This window comes from Streptomyces sp. NPDC091412 (assembly GCF_044756885.1).
GTDB lineage: Bacteria > Actinomycetota > Actinomycetes > Streptomycetales > Streptomycetaceae > Streptomyces.
Genome location: NZ_JBIVTV010000002.1, coordinates 590,986 through 607,156, shown reverse-complemented (window position 1 = coordinate 607,156; position 16,171 = coordinate 590,986). Strand labels below are relative to the sequence as shown.

The window sequence follows — 16,171 nt, the reverse complement described above, 5'->3', positions numbered from 1 at the left end:
CGGACCGCGTCCGCTGCGTCGTCGGCGGTGACGAACCGCGCGTGCATCCTTCGATGTACGCGCGGACCCTTCCGGGGCATCAGGCGGTGGACCGCTCCCCCGTGTTGGATGGACGCATGGCCCGAGGACTCCGCCCGCACCGCCACGACGTGTACATCGCCGTGGGCGGGCTGCTCGGCGGACTGGTGCTGCTCGGTATCGGGCTGCACACCCGCGCCCGCCACGCCCCGGCCTCCGTCCTGGACCAGGACTGGGCGGTCGCCGTCCCGCTGCTGGTGATGGCGGGGTGCGAGCTGCTGCGCCGGACCCGGCCGGGCCCCGCCCTGCTCGTCGGTACCGCGGCGGTCGTCGCGGACCTCCCGACGCGGGGCAGCCTGGCCACCGTGGTGATGTTCACCGACCTCGTCTACGCGGCGGTGCTCTACGGCCCGCCCGCCTTCGCCCGCCGCCTTCCCTGGATCACCGGTCTGCTCACGGTGATCGGCACGGTCGTACCGCTCGTGGTCTGGCGCACGCCGCAGGCACTCCTGCTTGGCGTGGGCGTCGCCCTGGTCAGCCTGGTGCCGGCGGCCACCGGCTGGGTGGTGCGCAACCACCGTGACACGGCCGTCGCCGAGCGGCTGCGGGCCGAACAGACCGCGCTGCTCGCGGACATGGACCGCGCACAGGCAGTCGTCGCCGAACGGGCCCGGGTGGCACGGGAGTTGCACGACATGATCGCCAACCACATGTCCGCCATCGCCATCCACTCCACGGCCGCGCTGTCCCTGGACGACCCGGAGACCTCGCGGCAGGCGCTCACCGTGATCCGGGAGAACAGCGTCGAGGGACTGGCGGAGATGCGGCGGCTGATCGGTATCCTGCGCGACAGCGGGGACGAGCGCGCCCCGGCCGCCGCGCCGACCCTGGACGGTCTCGAGGCGCTGGCCGAGACGGCCCGCGGCAACGGTCTCGAGGTCATGCTCGACGCCCGGCACGGCGAGGTGCCGACGCCGGTGGAGCTGGCGGCGTACCGGATCGTGCAGGAGTCGCTGACCAACGCCCTCAAACACGCGGCTCCGGGCCGTGTCACCGTCGCCCTGGCACGGCGCGACGGCGCGCTCGAGGTGGCGGTGACCAGCCCCTACGGGCACCACGGCGGACCGCGCGCCCCGGGCTCCGGTGCCGGTCTGGTCGGGATGCGGGAGCGGGCCGCGCTGCTCGGTGGCGCGTTCGAGGCCGGTCCCGAGGGCGCCGTCTGGACCGTCCGTGCCACCCTGCCCCTGGGTGATGGCGAAGGAGATCCCGCATGATCCGTGTCCTCGTCGCCGAGGATCAGTCCGCCGTCCGCGCCGGACTGGTCCTGATCCTGCGCAGCGCGCCCGGCATCGAAGTGGCCGGCGAGGCGGCGGACGGCGAGCAGGCGGTGGCGCTGGCCCGCGAGCTGCGTCCCGACGTGGTGCTGATGGACCTTCAGATGCCGAGGCTGGACGGGGTGTCGGCGACCCGGCAGGTGGTCGCGGAGCGGCTGGCGGACGTCCTCGTGCTCACCACCTTCGACCTCGACGCGTACGTCTTCGGGGCGCTGCGCGCGGGAGCGTCCGGATTCCTGCTCAAGGACGCCGAGGCGCGGGAACTGGTGGAGGCGGTGCGCACGGTGGCGCGCGGGGAGGGGATCGTCGCGCCCGCCGTCACACGGCGTCTGATCGCCGAGTTCGCCGCAGGACCGGCACGGGAGGCGAAGGCGGCGCCGGCCGCGCTGGGCACCCTCACCCCCCGGGAGCGCGAGGTGCTGTCGTGCCTGGGTGAGGGGCTGTCCAACGCGGAGATCGCCCTCCGCCTGGACCTCGCGGAGGGCACCGTGAAGACCCACGTCAGCCGCCTGCTGGGCAAGCTGGAGCTGCGCAGCCGGGTCCAAGCGGCGGTGTTGGCCCAGGAGTTGGGGATCTGAGGAGCAACGGGACAACTGGTCCAGACCTATTGACCCGTGGTCCAGACCTTTCTATTCTCGCGGCATCGGGGGGCGTGATGGCTCAGTCACGCCGCCCGACCACAACCCCCACCGCCGAAGGGGCGGCCGTAGCTCCCCCGCAGGCGACATCACAAGAGGAGGCGCGGTATGCGCTTCAGACACAGAGCCGCGGCCGGGTTCGCGACCCTGCTGCTCCCGCTGGCCGGGATGGTCGGCCTCGCGGGCTCCGCTCAGGCCGCGGCATCGGCCACCGCCACCTACGCCAAGACCCAGGACTGGGGCACCGGCTTCGAGGGCAAGTGGACGGTGACCAACTCCAGTACCACGAGCATCAGTTCGTGGACGATCGAGTGGGACTTCCCCTCCGGTACGTCCGTCACCTCCGCCTGGGACGCGGACGTGACCAGCTCCGGCACCCACTGGACCGCCAAGAACAAGTCCTACAACGGCACCCTCGCCCCGGGCGCCTCCGTCTCCTTCGGCTTCAACGGCGCCGGCGCCGGATCCCCCAGCAACTGCAAGCTCAACGGCGGCAGTTGTGACGGCGGCAGCACGGTACCCGGTGACAACCCGCCCTCCGCTCCGGGCACCCCGACCGCCTCGAACATCACCGACACCTCGGTGAAGCTCACCTGGGGCGCGGCCACCGACGACAAGGGCGTCAAGAACTACGACGTGCTGCGCGACGGCCGGACGGTCGCGACCGTGACGACGACCTCGTACACGGACACCGGGCTGACCGCGGGCACCGACTACTCCTACAGCGTCCAGGCCCGTGACACCGCCAACCAGACCGGCCCGGTCAGCGGCTCGGTCGCCGTGCGCACCACCGGCGGCGGTGGCGGCACTCCCCCGCCCGGCAACAAGGTCCGGCTCGGCTACTTCACCGAGTGGGGCATCTACGGCCGCAACTACAACGTCAAGAACATCGTCACGTCCGGCTCCGCCTCGAAGATCACGCACATCAACTACGCCTTCGGCAACGTCACCGGCGGCAAGTGCACGATCGGCGACTCCTACGCCGACTACGACAAGGCGTTCACCGCCGACCAGTCGGTCAGCGGCGTCGCCGACACCTGGGACCAGCCGCTGCGCGGCAACTTCAACCAGCTGCGCCAGCTGAAGGCCAAGTACCCGAACATCAAGGTGCTGTGGTCCTTCGGCGGCTGGACCTGGTCCGGCGGCTTCGCGGACGCGGCCAAGAACCCGACCGCCTTCGCCCAGTCCTGCTACGACCTGGTGAAGGACTCCCGCTGGGCCGATGTGTTCGACGGCATCGACATCGACTGGGAGTACCCCAACGCCTGCGGCCTGACCTGTGACAGCAGCGGGCCGGCGGCCATCAAGAACGTGGCGGCCGCGCTGCGGGCCAAGTTCGGCAACAGCGCCCTGGTCACGGCGGCCGTCTCCGCCGACGGCACCTCCGGCGGCAAGGTCGACGCCGCCGACTACGGCGGGGCGGCGCAGTACCTCGACTGGTACAACGTGATGACGTACGACTTCTTCGGCGCCTGGGACGCGAAGGGCCCCACCGCCCCACACTCCCCGCTCACCTCCTACAACGGCATCCCGCAGGCCGGCTTCACCACGGCCGACGCGATCGCCAAGTACAAGGCCAAGGGCGTACCGGCGAGCAAGCTGCTCGTGGGCATCGGCCTGTACGGCCGCGGCTGGACCGGCGTCACCCAGGACGCCCCGGGCGGCACGGCCACGGGCCCGGCGACCGGTACGTACGAGCAGGGCATCGAGGACTACAAGGTGCTCAAGACGTCCTGCCCGGCCACCGGCACCATCGCGGGCACGGCCTACGCGAAGTGCGGCAGCAACTGGTGGTCCTACGACACCCCGGCCACCATCGGCACCAAGATGTCCTGGGCGAAGACCCAGGGCCTGGGCGGCGCCTTCTTCTGGGAGTTCAGCGGTGACACCAGCAACGGCGAACTGGTGAACGCCATCAACAGCGGTCTGTCGTAAGGGCCCACCGGCCCCGAGACCGGAAGAGCTCCCCCGGACGTGGTCCGGGGGAGCTCTTCCGTCGTACTACGCCACATTCACCCTTTGTCCGGGTGGCGCCGCCTCCAGCCAGGCGAGGAAGCCGGTCAACGCGTCCTCGCTCATCGCGAGTTCCAGGCGCGTACCGCGGTGCAGGCAGGTGAGGACGACCGCGTCGGAGAGCAGCGCGAGTTCCTCCTCGCCCTCGGGCAGACGGCGGCCGGCCACCTCGATGGACGCCCGCTCCAGGGTGCGGCGGGGACGGGGGGCGTAGGAGAAGACACGGAACCACTCGACGCGGTCGCCGTTGTAGCGGGCGACGCCGTAGCTCCAGCCCTTGCCGCTGGTGTCGGTCTTCTCCGGTACGTCCCAGCGCAGACTGCAGTCGAAGGTGCCGCCGGAGCGCTGGATGAGCCTGCGTCGCAGGCCGAAGACGAACAGTCCCACCACCACGAGCAAGACCACCAGCCCGCACACAGTCAGAGCGAGGACCATCGACACCGACCTCCTCGTCTCCTAGGTAATGGAACGGAAAAAACACCCACATTCACCTCAGCCGCGGCCGGTACCGGATTGCTCCGGTACCGACCGCGGCTGAGTGACGTCATCACACGGCTGGCTGGGTTCAGCTGGCCGTCGCCGCGCGCAGTCGGACCTCCGCGCGGCGCTCGGCATGAGCGTCGCCCTCCGCCTTCGCGCGTTCGAGCTCCCGCTCGGTGCGCTGGACGTCGATCTCGTCCGAGAGTTCGGCGATCTCCGCCAGCAGTGACAGCTTGTTGTCCGCGAACGAGATGAAACCGCCGTGCACGGCGGCGATGACCGTGGCACCTTCACTCGTACGGATGGTCACCGGGCCCGACTCCAGCACACCGAGCAGCGGCTGGTGACCGGGCATGACGCCGATGTCGCCGGACGTGGTGCGCGCGACGACCAGGGTGGCCTCGCCGGACCAGACCTGGCGGTCGGCGGCGACGAGCTCGACGTGCAGCTCAGCAGCCAAGGGTGGCTCCTCGGGTCACCACCCGGCGGTAGTGCCGGGTGTTGGGGTCAATTCTAAGGGGCGTGGACGAGGGGGCGGGACGCACCCGCCCCCTCAAGCGAGCGCGATGCTCAGGAGACGCCCAGTTCCTTCGCGTTCTTCTTCAGGTCCTCGATACCACCGCACATGAAGAACGCCTGCTCGGGGAAGTGGTCGTACTCGCCGTCGCAGATCGCGTTGAACGCCGCGATCGACTCGTCCAGCGGCACGTCCGAGCCGTCCACACCGGTGAACTGCTTGGCGACGTGGGTGTTCTGGGACAGGAAGCGCTCCACGCGACGGGCACGGTGGACGACGAGCTTGTCCTCCTCGCCGAGCTCGTCGATACCGAGGATCGCGATGATGTCCTGCAGGTCCTTGTACTTCTGCAGGATGTTCTTCACGCGCATGGCCGCGTTGTAGTGGTCCGCCGCGATGTAGCGGGGGTCCAGGATCCGGGACGTGGAGTCCAGCGGGTCCACGGCCGGGTAGATGCCCTTCTCCGAGATCGGACGGGACAGCACCGTCGTCGCGTCGAGGTGGGCGAAGGTGGTGGCCGGGGCCGGGTCGGTCAGGTCGTCCGCGGGGACGTAGATCGCCTGCATCGAGGTGATCGAGTGACCGCGGGTCGAGGTGATGCGCTCCTGGAGCAGACCCATCTCGTCGGCCAGGTTCGGCTGGTAACCCACGGCGGACGGCATACGGCCGAGCAGCGTGGAGACCTCGGAACCGGCCTGCGTGAAGCGGAAGATGTTGTCGATGAAGAACAGCACGTCCTGCTTCTGGACGTCACGGAAGTACTCGGCCATGGTCAGGCCGGCCAGCGCGACGCGCAGACGGGTGCCCGGGGGCTCGTCCATCTGACCGAAGACCAGCGCGGTCTTGTCGATGACGCCCGACTCGCTCATCTCGTCGATGAGGTCGTTGCCCTCACGGGTGCGCTCGCCGACACCGGCGAACACGGAGACACCGTCGTGGTTGTTGGCGACGCGGTAGATCATCTCCTGGATGAGCACCGTCTTGCCGACGCCGGCGCCGCCGAACAGACCGATCTTGCCGCCCTTGACGTACGGGGTCAGCAGGTCGATGACCTTGACGCCGGTCTCGAACATCTCGGTCTTCGACTCGAGCTCGTCGAAGTTCGGCGCCTTGCGGTGGATCGACCAGCGCTCGCCCTCGTACTCGGCGTCGACGTTCAGCACCTCACCGAGGGTGTTGAACACCTTGCCCTTGGTGAAGTCGCCGACCGGGACGGTGATCGCCGAGCCGGTGTCCGTCACCGGAGCCTGGCGGACCAGGCCGTCGGTGGGCTGCATGGAGATCGTGCGGACGATGCCGTCACCGAGGTGCTGCGCGACCTCGAGCGTCAGCGTCTTCTTCTCGCCCGCGTTCGCCGGGTCGGCGACCTCGACGTGAAGGGCGTTGTTAATGTCCGGCATCGCGTCGACGGGGAACTCCACGTCGACGACCGGGCCGATGACCCGCGCGACGCGGCCCGCCGCCGTGGCCGTCTCAACAGTGGTGGTCATTACTTGTCACTCCCCGCGGTCGCGTCGGCCAGGGCGCTCGCGCCACCGACGATCTCGCTGATTTCCTGGGTGATTTCGGCCTGGCGGGCCGCGTTGGCAAGACGTGCGAGCGTGTCGATCAGCTCGCCCGCGTTGTCGGTGGCCGACTTCATCGCGCGCCGCGTGGCGGCGTGCTTGGAAGCGGCCGACTGGAGCAGCGCGTTGTAGATACGGCTCTCCACGTAGCGCGGCAGCAGCGCGTCGAGGACGTCCTCCGCCGAGGGCTCGAAGTCGTACAGCGGAAGGATCTCGCCCTTCGGAGCGGCCTCCGCGGCGACCTCGTCCAGACGCAGCGGAAGCAGCCGGGCGTCGGTGGCCGTCTGCGTCATCATCGAGACGAACTCCGTGTAGACGATGTGGAGCTCGTCCACGCCGCCGCCCTCGGTGCCCTTCTGGATGGCCTCGATCAGCGGGGCCGCCACCGTCTTGGCGTCCGCGTACGCGGGCTCGTCGGTGAAGCCGGTCCACGACTCCGCGATCGTGCGCTCACGGAAGTTGTAGTGGGCGACACCGCGCCGGCCGACGATGTACGTGTCGACCTGCTTGCCCTCGCTCTCGAGGCGCGCGGTCAGCTGCTCCGCCGCCTTGATGGCGTTGGAGTTGAAGGCGCCGGCCAGACCGCGGTCGCTCGTCAGGAGCAATACCGCGGCGCGGGTCGGGTTCTCCGCCTCCGTGGTCAGCGGGTGCTTGGTGTTGGACCCGGTGCCGACCGCCGTGACCGCGCGGGTCAGTTCCTGCGCGTACGGCGTGGAGGCCGACACCTTGCGCATCGCCTTGACGACGCGCGAGGCGGCGATCATCTCCATCGCCTTGGTGATCTTCTTGGTCGCGGTGACGGATCGGATGCGACGCTTGTAGACCCGGAGCTGGGCTCCCATGAGTCAGGTCCCTTCCTTACGTCACTTGGCGGCAGCGGCCGGGGTGTCCTCGCCGAGCAGCTTTCCGTCGCCCGTCTCGAACTGCTTCTTGAAGTCGGCGATTGCCTCGGCGACGGCCTGCAGCGTGTCGTCGGACATCTTGCCGCCCTCCTTGATGGAGGTCATGAGGCCCTGCTCCTTGCGGTGCAGGTACTCCAGGAGCTCCTTCTCGAAGCGGCGGATGTCGGCGACCGGCACCTCGTCCATCTTGCCGGTGGTACCGGCCCACACGGAGACGACCTGGTCCTCGGTGGCCATCGGCTGGTACTGGTCCTGCTTCAGCAGCTCGACCATGCGCTGACCGCGCTCCAGCTGGGACTTCGAGGCGGCGTCCAGGTCGGAACCGAAGGCGGCGAACGCCTCCAGCTCACGGAACTGGGCCAGGTCCACGCGCAGACGGCCGGAGACCTGCTTCATCGCCTTGTGCTGCGCGGAACCACCGACTCGGGAGACGGAGATACCGACGTTCAGCGCGGGGCGCTGACCGGCGTTGAACAGGTCCGACTCCAGGAAGCACTGGCCGTCGGTGATGGAGATGACGTTGGTCGGGATGAACGCCGAGACGTCGTTGGCCTTGGTCTCGACGATCGGCAGACCGGTCATCGAGCCCTTGCCCATGTCGTCGGACAGCTTCGCGCAGCGCTCCAGCAGCCGGGAGTGCAGGTAGAAGACGTCGCCCGGGTAGGCCTCACGGCCCGGCGGACGGCGCAGCAGCAGCGACACGGCGCGGTAGGCGTCGGCCTGCTTCGACAGGTCGTCGAAGATGATCAGGACGTGCTTGCCCTGGTACATCCAGTGCTGACCGATGGCGGAACCGGTGTAGGGCGCCAGGTACTTGAAGCCGGCCGGGTCGGACGCCGGGGCGGCCACGATGGTCGTGTACTCCAGCGCGCCGTTCTCCTCCAGCGAGCGCCGGACCGACGCGATGGTGGAGCCCTTCTGGCCGATGGCGACGTAGATGCAGCGGACCTGCTTGTTCGGGTCGCCGGTGCGCCAGTTGTCACGCTGGTTGATGATCGTGTCGACGGCCAGGGCGGTCTTGCCGGTCTGGCGGTCGCCGATGATCAGCTGACGCTGACCGCGGCCGATCGGGGTCATGGCGTCGACGGCCTTGTAGCCGGTCTCCATCGGCTCGTGCACCGACTTGCGCTGCATGACCGTGGGGGCCTGCAGTTCGAGGGCGCGGCGGCCCTCGGTCTCGATCTCGCCGAGGCCGTCGATCGGGTTGCCGAGCGGGTCCACCACGCGGCCGAGGTAGCCCTCGCCCACGGCCACGGACAGGACCTCACCGGTGCGCTGCACCGGCTGGCCCTCCTCGATGCCGCTGAACTCACCGAGGACGATGGCACCGATCTCGCGCTCCTCGAGGTTGAGGGCGAGGCCGAGGGTGCCGTCCTCGAACTTCAGCAGTTCGTTGGCCATGGCCGAGGGAAGACCCTCGACCTTCGCGATGCCGTCGCCGGCAAGGGTGACCGTACCGACCTCCTCGCGCGAGGCCGCGTCCGGCTTGTACGACTGGACGAAGTTCTCCAGCGCGTCCCGGATCTCCTCCGGCCGGATCGTGAGCTCCGCCATCTGGGTTCCCTGCTCTCCTTGTTGGGCCCGAAGTTTCACTTGGGGGGTATTCCACGAGTTCGGGACTCCCCCCAATAAGAGGTGAATCCTCTGCACGGCCCAACCAGGGCCGTCGTGTACGTCTTGCGTGTTGAGTTGCTGCTAGCTCGCCATGCGGCGGGCGGCGTCCTCGAGCCGGTCCGCGAGGGAGCCGTTGATGACCTCGTCACCCACCTGCACCCGGACTCCGCCGACGACCTCGGGGTCGACGTCGAGGTTGAGGTGCATCTGGTGGCCGTAGAGCTTGGCGAGGGCCGCGCCGAGGCGCTGCTTCTGCGTGTCGCTCAGCGGGACCGCCGAGGTGACGACGGCGACCATGCGGTTGCGACGGTCGGCGGCGAGCTTGGTCAGGGACTCCAGTCCCGCTTCCAGGCTACGTCCCCGCGGCGCGGTCACAAGGCGCGTCACCAGACCCACGGTGGTAGCGGCCGTCCGGCCACCGAGCAGCCGGTGCAGCAGCTCCTTCTTGGCCGATGCGGTCGCGGCGCGGTCGGTCAGGGCCGCGCGCAGCCCGGTGTTGGAGGAGACGATCCGGCCGAAGCGGAACAGCTCGTCCTCGACGTTGTCGAGCGTGCCGGTCTGCTGCGCCGCGGTGAGGTCGGCGACGTCCGCCAGCTCCTCCAGCGTGTCGACCAGGTCACGGGGCTGCGACCAGCGGGAACGCACCATGCCGGACACCAGGTCCGCGGCCGTGCCGCCGATCTGGCCGCCGAGCAGGCGCTGCACCAGCGTGGCCTTGGCCTCGCCGGACTGCGCCGGGTCGGTCAGGACCCGACGCAGACCGACCTCGCGGTGGAGCAGCGCGGTGACGGCCGCCAGCTCGTCGGCGAGCTGCGCGGCGTCCACCGAGGTGGAGTCCGTCAGCGCGTCCAGACGCTCACGTGCGGCGGTCAGCGCCTCACGGCTGGCTCCGTGCATGGTCATCGAGTCGCCTCGGCCTTCGAAGCGGCTTCATCGAGGCCGTCGAGGAAGCGGTCGATCACACGGCTCTGCCGGGCGTGGTCCTCGAGGGACTCGCCGACGAGCTTGCCGGCCAGCTCGGTGGCCAGCGTGCCGACGTCCTGCCGGAGCGCGGACGCGGCGGCCTTGCGGTCGGCCTCGATCTGGGCGTGGCCGGCGGCGACGATCTCCTCGCGCTGACGCTGGCCCTCGGCCCGCATCTCGGCGATGAGCGTGGCGCCCTGCTCCTGCGCCTCCTGGCGCAGGCGCGCGGCCTCGTGCCGGGCCTCGGCGAGCTGAGCCTTGTACTGCTCAAGAACGCTCTGGGCCTCGGTCTGCGCGGCCTCGGCCTTTTCGATACCGCCCTCGATGGCCTCGCGGCGCTCCTCCAGAACCTTGTTGATGTTCGGGAGGAGCTTCTTCGCGAGGAAACCGAAGACGATGACGAAGGCGAGCAGGCCGATGACGAGCTCGGGGATCGGCGGGACGAGAGGGTTCTCCGTCTCGGCCGCCAGAATGAGCAGCTGGCTCATGTCAGTGCCTTTCGTCTAGGAAGCTTTCGCTGTTCGGCGAATCAGGTGCCGTAGACGAACGGCATGACCAGACCGATCAGGGCCAGCGCCTCACAGAAGGCGAAGCCGAGGATCTGGTTGGCGCGGATCAGGCCGGCGGCCTCGGGCTGGCGGGCCAGGGCCTGGGTGCCGTTACCGAAGATGATGCCGACGCCGACGCCGGGACCGATGGCAGCGAGGCCGTAACCGACGGAGCCGAGCGAGCCGGAAACAGCGGCAAGGGTCTGGGACATGCCAGTTCTTCCTTTTCTTTACGGACCGGTGGGGGTTGGCCACCGGACGATCAGGGGGTTGCTCTGCGGGGTGCTCAGTGGTGCTCTGCGAGCGCGCCCTGGATGTACGTGCAGGTCAGGAGGACGAAGACGTACGCCTGCAGTGCCTGGATGAAGAGCTCGAAGGCCGTCATCACGATCGTCATGATGAAGCTGACGCCCGCGTAGGCGATGCCGATGCCGTTGAGCAGGTACCAGCTGGCGATCGTGAAGAGGAGCAGCAGCGTGTGGCCCGCGAACATGTTCGCGAAGAGCCGGACCGCGTGAGTGAAGGGCCGGACCAGCAGGTTCGAGAAGAACTCGATGAGCATGGCCAGCGGGAGCACCGCGCCCAGCGACTTGTCGTAGCCCGTCACGTTCTTGAAGAAGCCCACGAAGCCGTGGCGCTTGAAGGTCAGCGAGACCCACAGCACGTAGACGATCAGGGCCAGCACGATCGGGTACGCGATGATCGCGGTGACCGGGAACTGGGCGACCGGGACGATCGACCAGAGGTTCATCATCCAGATGAAGAAGAACAGGGAGACGACGAGCGGGACGTACTTCTCGCCTTCCTTCTTGCCGATCGTCTCGTAGACGACTCCGCGCCGGATGAAGTCGTAACCGGCCTCGGCGACCATCTGAAGCTTGCCGGGCACGACCTGCGGCTTGCGGAACGCGGCCCAGAAGAAGCCGACGACGATGATCGAGCCGAGCAGCGCCAGCAGCATCGTCTTGTTGAAGTACAGGTTGCTGTCCGCGTTGCCCCAGAGGGGCTCGAACAGGAACGAGTGCAGGCCCGGAGCGGGGAAGCCACAGCCGGCGAAGATGTGGCAGTCGGTCTCGAAGGCGAGCACCTGCGTCGGGTCAGCACTCACCGCGGGCTCCTTCAGCATGGCGCATAGGTACGGCAACCTCGTTGTGTCGGCGCGGCGTGCGGCCGCAGTTCGGCACGGGACTGGTGTTACGGATGTGGGGGCGGCAGAGGGGCATCTCGCCTCGCGATCGAACAGGCGTCAGCTGTGATGCCCGCGCCCGCGATGCCGCAGTTGGCACCGGACGATAGCAGGATCTCTCAAGCGTCTTTATCCCGGCCCTACCGCTCACGACGAGCGCTCCGTCTTTTCGGACTTCTCGCCCGCCGTGGACGGGGCCGAGTCGGGCTCGACGTAGAGGATCTTGGACTTCATATGGGCCCGCGTCTGCGCCGCGGTCCACGCCAGCGTGGCGGCGAGCAGGGTGAAGGCGAAGGCCTTCGGGTTGAACAGCGTGGTGTGCTTGAACGCGGCCAGGAAGACGAACAGCAGCAGGATCTGGGCCGCGTAGAGCATCAGGCCCATCGCCTGGAAGAGATGCGGAAGCGACTTGGCCGTGCGCTGCAGGACGTAGAGGCCGAGCCCCATGAACAGGATCACGACCAGGGTCGCGACGACCGCGCCGATCGCCCCTTTTCCACCGGCGACCACACCGCTGACGACGGCGGCGACCACACCGACGGCGGCTGTGGGCACAGCGGCCTCGGCCAGGATCCGGGCGTCATTGGACGGCATCGCGGCAACTCCGCATTCACAGGGGGCAGGGCGTCGTCATGGGACGAGCGTAGTCCCGGTGCCGAGGGGGGAAACCTCGGCCCCACCAGGACCTTCTCACTGTGGCCCTTCGGCTCTCCGGGATACTCGTGAACGGTATCACAAACTATTTGATGAGGTCTTTACCTCCTGGGTGTGCTGACCCTCACACGTGAGAGTACAGCTGCACTTCTGTGCAAAATCCAGACCTATTCGCCCGATATTGAGGGGATTCAGCACCCCACGGGTTGGCAACGCTTTAGTCAGATTCTTACCTTGACCGTCAGCGCGATGTTCCGGCCTTCCGCCCGTCCAGAACGCGCGAACGGGCTCCGACGGCGGTCGCTCCGTTGACCCCGGCCGCACCGGCACGGACCCGCACGCCCGCGGCCACGGGCGTCTCCCCCGGCACAGCGCTCTCCGAGGCCGCGGAAGCCCCCACGGACGCCTCCTGCGGCGCGGAGTCCGTGGACGAGGCGGACGACGCCACCGCGGGCTCGGAGGCTCCCCGGCCCATGACCCCGCCCCGGCGCCGGTAGCGCGGCGGCACGAACCGCTCGGCCCAGCGCGGGGCGCGGGGGGTGAAGCGCGGCAGCAGGAGCAGCACCAGGCCGAGGAAGCTGAGGCCCACGATGCCCAGCACGATCCACATGGACGCCGACTTGACCGAGTAGGCGAGCGCGCCGAAGCCGATCAGGGCCGCCCAGAAGTACATGATCAGCACGGCCCGGCTGTGCGAGTGGCCGATCTCCAGCAGGCGGTGGTGCAGATGGCCGCGGTCGGCGGCGAACGGCGACTTGCCGTGCCAGGTGCGCCGCACGATGGCCAGGACCAGGTCGGCGGCCGGGATGGCGATGATCGTCAACGGCATCAGCAGCGGGATGTAGACCGGCACCATCTGGTGCACCGCGTTGCGCTCGGACCCGGAGAACAGCTTCATCACGTCGGGGTCGACCTGCCCGGTCACCGAGATCGCGCCGGCCGCCAGCACCAGGCCGATGAGCATGGACCCCGAGTCGCCCATGAAGATCCGCGCGGGATGCATGTTGTGCGGCAGGAAGCCCAGGCACATGCCCATGAGGACGGCCGCGAAGAGGGTGGCGGGGGCGGCGGCCTCGATGCCGTACGAGTACCAGATCCGGTAGGCGTACATGAAGAACGCGGCGGCCGCGATGCACACCATGCCGGAGGCCAGACCGTCGAGGCCGTCGACGAAGTTGACCGCGTTGATGGTGATGACGACCAGGGCGACCGTGAGCAGGGTGCCCTGCCACTGGGTGAGCGCGACCGTGCCGACGCCGGGCACGGGCAGCCACAGGATCGTCAGACCCTGCATCACCATCACACCGGCCGCGATCATCTGACCGCCCAGCTTGATCAGGGCGTCGATCTCGAATTTGTCGTCCAGGACACCGATCAGCCAGATCAGGGCGGCGCCGGAGAGCAGCGCGCGCGGCTCGTTCGACTTCTCGAAGACCTCGTTGAGGTTGGTGAGGTGGTCGGCGACGAGCAGGCCCGCGCACAGGCCGAAGAACATGGCGATACCGCCGAGCCGGGGAGTGGGCTCCCGGTGCACGTCACGTGCCCGGATCTCCGGCATCGCTCCCGCGACGATCGCGAACTTGCGTACCGGCCCTGTCAGCAGATACGTCACCGCGGCCGTGATGCAGAGCGTCAGCAGGTATTCACGCACGGGCTTCCCCACAGGTCTCGCTGGCCTTCTCAGCCCCACACCCTAGCGACGCAGGCATATGTATGTGGACTTCCGGGTAGCGACGATGGTTGCACGTGTGGCTGTGTACGGTTTTGTACGACCCCTCTGCTACCCCGCCTCAGCCGGGATACGGCGGAAACCGGACCGTGAGTTCGCGCACGTCCTCGCGCGCGCTCGCCCCGTCGACCTCGCCGCGCAGCACCTTGCCGAACAGGACGGCTATCCACTCCATCTCCTGCTGGCCCATGCCCTGGCTGGTCACCGCGGCGGTGCCCAGGCGCAGCCCGCGGCTGTCGGCGTGCGGCAGCGCGCAGCAGTCGAGGACGATACCGGCGGCGGCCAGCCGTCCGCGCGCGGTGCGCCCCTCGATACCGAGCGGCGCCGGGTCGGCGGTGATCAGGTGGGTGTCCGTGCCGCCCGTGGTGACGGTCAGGCCCTCGGCGGCCAGCCGGGCCGCGAGCACCCGCGCGTTGGCGACGACCTGGTGGGCGTAGGCGGAGAAGGCCGGGGTCGCGGCCTCGCCGAACGCGACGGCCTTGGCGGCGATGGTGTGCATCTGGGCGCCGCCCTGGGTGAAGGGGAAGACGGCGCGGTCGACGCGCTCGGCCAGCTCGCCGCCGCACAGGAGCATCCCGCCGCGCGGCCCGCGCAGCACCTTGTGGGTGGTGGCGCACACCACGTCGGCGTACGGGACGGGGTTGGGCGCCGCCTTGCCGGCGACGAGTCCGATGGGGTGGGCCGCGTCGGCGATCAGATAGGCGCCGACCTCGTCGGCGACCGAGCGGAAGAAGGCGTAGTCGATGTGGCGGGGGTAGGCGATGGAGCCGCACACGATCGCCTTGGGCCGGTGCGCGTGGGCGAGCGTGCGCACCTGCTGGTGATCGATGAGTCCGGTCTCGGCGTCGACGCCGTAGCCGACGAAGTCGAACCAGCGGCCGGAGAAGTTCGCGGGCGAGCCGTGCGTGAGGTGTCCGCCGTAGGGCAGGCCGAGGGCGAGGACGGTGTCGCCGGGCCGCAGCAGCGCCGCGTACGCGGCGAGCACCGCGGACGAGCCCGAGTGAGCCTGCACGTTGGCGTGTTCGGCACCGAACAGGGCCTTGGCCCGCGCCACGGCGAGGCGTTCGGCGACGTCGACGATCTCGCAGCCGCCGTGGTGCCGGGCGCCGGGATAGCCCTCGGCGTACTTGTTCGCCAGCACCGAGCCGAGCGTGGCGAGCACCGCCGGCGAGGTGAAGTTCTCGGCCGCGATCAACTGGAGCGTCGTCGACTGCCGGTCGAGCTCCCCGAGCAGGACGTCGGCCAGTTCGGGGTCCTGCCGGCGCAGGAGATCGGCCTCGAGAACGGGGATGACCGACATGTCGGGCTCCGGGCGGTCGACGTTGACGTACGTCCAATGTAGGCCCACCAGCCCCACCCCGCGCGGCCCCTTACGCCGACACGGCTACCCCTCGCGTGCCTCTCGGCGCACACCCGCGCGACGCCGGCAGCCGGGCCTGGAGACCGAGCGGCGAACCCCACGTGCACACGTGCCTGCATGCCCCGGCCGCTCCTCTCCCCCGTCCACGCGCCCCCCGTCGACGGGCCTCGGAGAGCGCGACGAGCGCCGGGTCCCCCACGGGCCGAAAGGCCCTCCAGCCGGGCCGTACGGCCCACGGAGCCTCCGCCGGGGTCCCCGAGCCACGTACGAGCGCGCGGCCCGCCAGACGCCCGACAGGGCACACGCCGAGGCCGACCACCGACGCAACCCACGCACGCCCCCGACCGGAGCAGGCCGACCGGACCCGCGCGCGACCCAAACGGGCCGCCCTCGGCCCCCGCCGGACACTCCGCAGACACGCGTCAAGGCCATCCCCGACGCAGCCCGGAGGCCACACCGACACAGCCCACGACACACCGCACCACGCCCGCCCGGCCGGAGCAGGCCGCCGGTCCGGGCACCCCCCGTGCGAGGCCCCACAGGGCGCCTTCAGCCAGGACTCGGGCTCTCCAACGCCAGGCGCCTCACAGGCACACGCCAAAGGCCGCCGCCGACGCAGTCACGGCACACCCGCACCACGCCCACCGGCC

15 protein-coding genes are annotated in these 16,171 nt (G+C 69.5%); 3 read left to right on the top strand and 12 right to left on the bottom strand.

The genetic code is table 11. The features are described 5' to 3' along the window. Positions 1 to 116 precede the first annotated feature (116 nt). The 3 genes from ACIQMV_RS06895 (at position 117) to ACIQMV_RS06885 (ending at position 3,925) form a co-directional block, all read left to right on the top strand. Positions 117 to 1,292, top strand: a complete 1,176-nt coding sequence (locus ACIQMV_RS06895) for a sensor histidine kinase (protein WP_402591689.1) — start codon at positions 117 to 119, stop codon at positions 1,290 to 1,292. Continuing rightward, the gene (locus ACIQMV_RS06890) at positions 1,289 to 1,930 is read left to right on the top strand and encodes a response regulator (protein ID WP_402591687.1); all 642 of its coding nucleotides are present in this window, start codon (positions 1,289 to 1,291) and stop codon (positions 1,928 to 1,930) included. The genes ACIQMV_RS06895 and ACIQMV_RS06890 overlap by 4 nt, the downstream gene beginning before the upstream one ends. Before the next feature lie 168 nt (positions 1,931 to 2,098). Then, a complete protein-coding gene (locus tag ACIQMV_RS06885; protein ID WP_402591685.1) occupies positions 2,099 to 3,925 on the top strand; it encodes a glycosyl hydrolase family 18 protein in 1,827 nt (608 codons plus the stop codon). 66 nt (positions 3,926 to 3,991) lie between these two features. Here ACIQMV_RS06885 and ACIQMV_RS06880 read toward each other — a convergent pair whose 3' ends face one another. The 12 genes from ACIQMV_RS06880 to glyA all read right to left on the bottom strand — a co-directional run bounded on the left by ACIQMV_RS06880 (position 3,992) and on the right by glyA (position 15,461). Next, the gene (locus ACIQMV_RS06880) at positions 3,992 to 4,438 is read right to left on the bottom strand and encodes a DUF2550 domain-containing protein (protein WP_141358328.1); all 447 of its coding nucleotides are present in this window, start codon (positions 4,436 to 4,438) and stop codon (positions 3,992 to 3,994) included. Positions 4,439 to 4,568: 130 nt separating this feature from the next. Continuing rightward, positions 4,569 to 4,943 (bottom strand): F0F1 ATP synthase subunit epsilon, encoded by a 375-nt coding sequence (locus tag ACIQMV_RS06875; RefSeq protein WP_100568037.1) that lies wholly within the window; start codon positions 4,941 to 4,943, stop codon positions 4,569 to 4,571. A gap of 110 nt (positions 4,944 to 5,053) precedes the next feature. After that, entirely contained in the window at positions 5,054 to 6,490 is a 1,437-nt protein-coding gene (gene atpD, locus ACIQMV_RS06870; RefSeq protein WP_141358330.1) for a F0F1 ATP synthase subunit beta, read from the bottom strand. Then, positions 6,490 to 7,407, bottom strand: coding sequence for a F0F1 ATP synthase subunit gamma (locus ACIQMV_RS06865; RefSeq protein WP_402591683.1), 918 nt, complete (start codon positions 7,405 to 7,407; stop codon positions 6,490 to 6,492). The genes atpD and ACIQMV_RS06865 overlap by 1 nt, the downstream gene beginning before the upstream one ends. Positions 7,408 to 7,428: 21 nt before the next feature. Continuing rightward, positions 7,429 to 9,021, bottom strand: coding sequence for a F0F1 ATP synthase subunit alpha (gene atpA / locus ACIQMV_RS06860; protein WP_141358334.1), 1,593 nt, complete (start codon positions 9,019 to 9,021; stop codon positions 7,429 to 7,431). A gap of 141 nt (positions 9,022 to 9,162) precedes the next feature. Beyond that, on the bottom strand, positions 9,163 to 9,978 hold the full coding sequence (locus ACIQMV_RS06855; RefSeq protein ID WP_402591931.1) for a F0F1 ATP synthase subunit delta: 816 nt from the start codon (positions 9,976 to 9,978) through the stop codon (positions 9,163 to 9,165). Between the two features lie 2 nt (positions 9,979 to 9,980). Beyond that, complete coding sequence (locus ACIQMV_RS06850; protein ID WP_141358336.1) at positions 9,981 to 10,532, bottom strand: F0F1 ATP synthase subunit B; 552 nt, start codon at positions 10,530 to 10,532, stop codon at positions 9,981 to 9,983. Between the two features lie 41 nt (positions 10,533 to 10,573). After that, positions 10,574 to 10,804, bottom strand: coding sequence for an ATP synthase F0 subunit C (gene atpE / locus ACIQMV_RS06845; RefSeq protein WP_073889576.1), 231 nt, complete (start codon positions 10,802 to 10,804; stop codon positions 10,574 to 10,576). Between the two features lie 74 nt (positions 10,805 to 10,878). Beyond that, a complete protein-coding gene (atpB, locus tag ACIQMV_RS06840) occupies positions 10,879 to 11,700 on the bottom strand; it encodes a F0F1 ATP synthase subunit A (protein ID WP_141358338.1) in 822 nt (273 codons plus the stop codon). A gap of 225 nt (positions 11,701 to 11,925) precedes the next feature. Further along, the gene (locus ACIQMV_RS06835) at positions 11,926 to 12,372 is read right to left on the bottom strand and encodes a hypothetical protein (protein WP_141358340.1); all 447 of its coding nucleotides are present in this window, start codon (positions 12,370 to 12,372) and stop codon (positions 11,926 to 11,928) included. 301 nt (positions 12,373 to 12,673) lie between these two features. Continuing rightward, complete coding sequence (locus ACIQMV_RS06830) at positions 12,674 to 14,083, bottom strand: MraY family glycosyltransferase (protein WP_402591679.1); 1,410 nt, start codon at positions 14,081 to 14,083, stop codon at positions 12,674 to 12,676. 139 nt (positions 14,084 to 14,222) lie between these two features. Beyond that, complete coding sequence (glyA, locus tag ACIQMV_RS06825; protein WP_401780428.1) at positions 14,223 to 15,461, bottom strand: serine hydroxymethyltransferase; 1,239 nt, start codon at positions 15,459 to 15,461, stop codon at positions 14,223 to 14,225. Positions 15,462 to 16,171 lie beyond the last annotated feature (710 nt).

Excerpts from the sequence above, each read along its gene's own strand:
- ACIQMV_RS06865 (WP_402591683.1), bottom strand. The coding sequence starts at position 7,407 with ATGGGAGCCCAGCTCCGGGTCTACAAGCGTCGCATCCGATCCGTCACC.
- glyA (WP_401780428.1), bottom strand. The coding sequence starts at position 15,461 with ATGTCGGTCATCCCCGTTCTCGAGGCCGATCTCCTGCGCCGGCAGGAC.
- ACIQMV_RS06890 (WP_402591687.1), top strand. The coding sequence starts at position 1,289 with ATGATCCGTGTCCTCGTCGCCGAGGATCAGTCCGCCGTCCGCGCCGGA.
- ACIQMV_RS06880 (WP_141358328.1), bottom strand. The coding sequence starts at position 4,438 with ATGGTCCTCGCTCTGACTGTGTGCGGGCTGGTGGTCTTGCTCGTGGTG.
- ACIQMV_RS06855 (WP_402591931.1), bottom strand. The coding sequence starts at position 9,978 with ATGCACGGAGCCAGCCGTGAGGCGCTGACCGCCGCACGTGAGCGTCTG.
- atpD (WP_141358330.1), bottom strand. The coding sequence starts at position 6,490 with ATGACCACCACTGTTGAGACGGCCACGGCGGCGGGCCGCGTCGCGCGG.
- atpE (WP_073889576.1), bottom strand. The coding sequence starts at position 10,804 with ATGTCCCAGACCCTTGCCGCTGTTTCCGGCTCGCTCGGCTCCGTCGGT.
- ACIQMV_RS06835 (WP_141358340.1), bottom strand. The coding sequence starts at position 12,372 with ATGCCGTCCAATGACGCCCGGATCCTGGCCGAGGCCGCTGTGCCCACA.
- ACIQMV_RS06885 (WP_402591685.1), top strand. The coding sequence starts at position 2,099 with ATGCGCTTCAGACACAGAGCCGCGGCCGGGTTCGCGACCCTGCTGCTC.
- atpA (WP_141358334.1), bottom strand. The coding sequence starts at position 9,021 with ATGGCGGAGCTCACGATCCGGCCGGAGGAGATCCGGGACGCGCTGGAG.
- ACIQMV_RS06850 (WP_141358336.1), bottom strand. The coding sequence starts at position 10,532 with ATGAGCCAGCTGCTCATTCTGGCGGCCGAGACGGAGAACCCTCTCGTC.
- ACIQMV_RS06895 (WP_402591689.1), top strand. The coding sequence starts at position 117 with ATGGCCCGAGGACTCCGCCCGCACCGCCACGACGTGTACATCGCCGTG.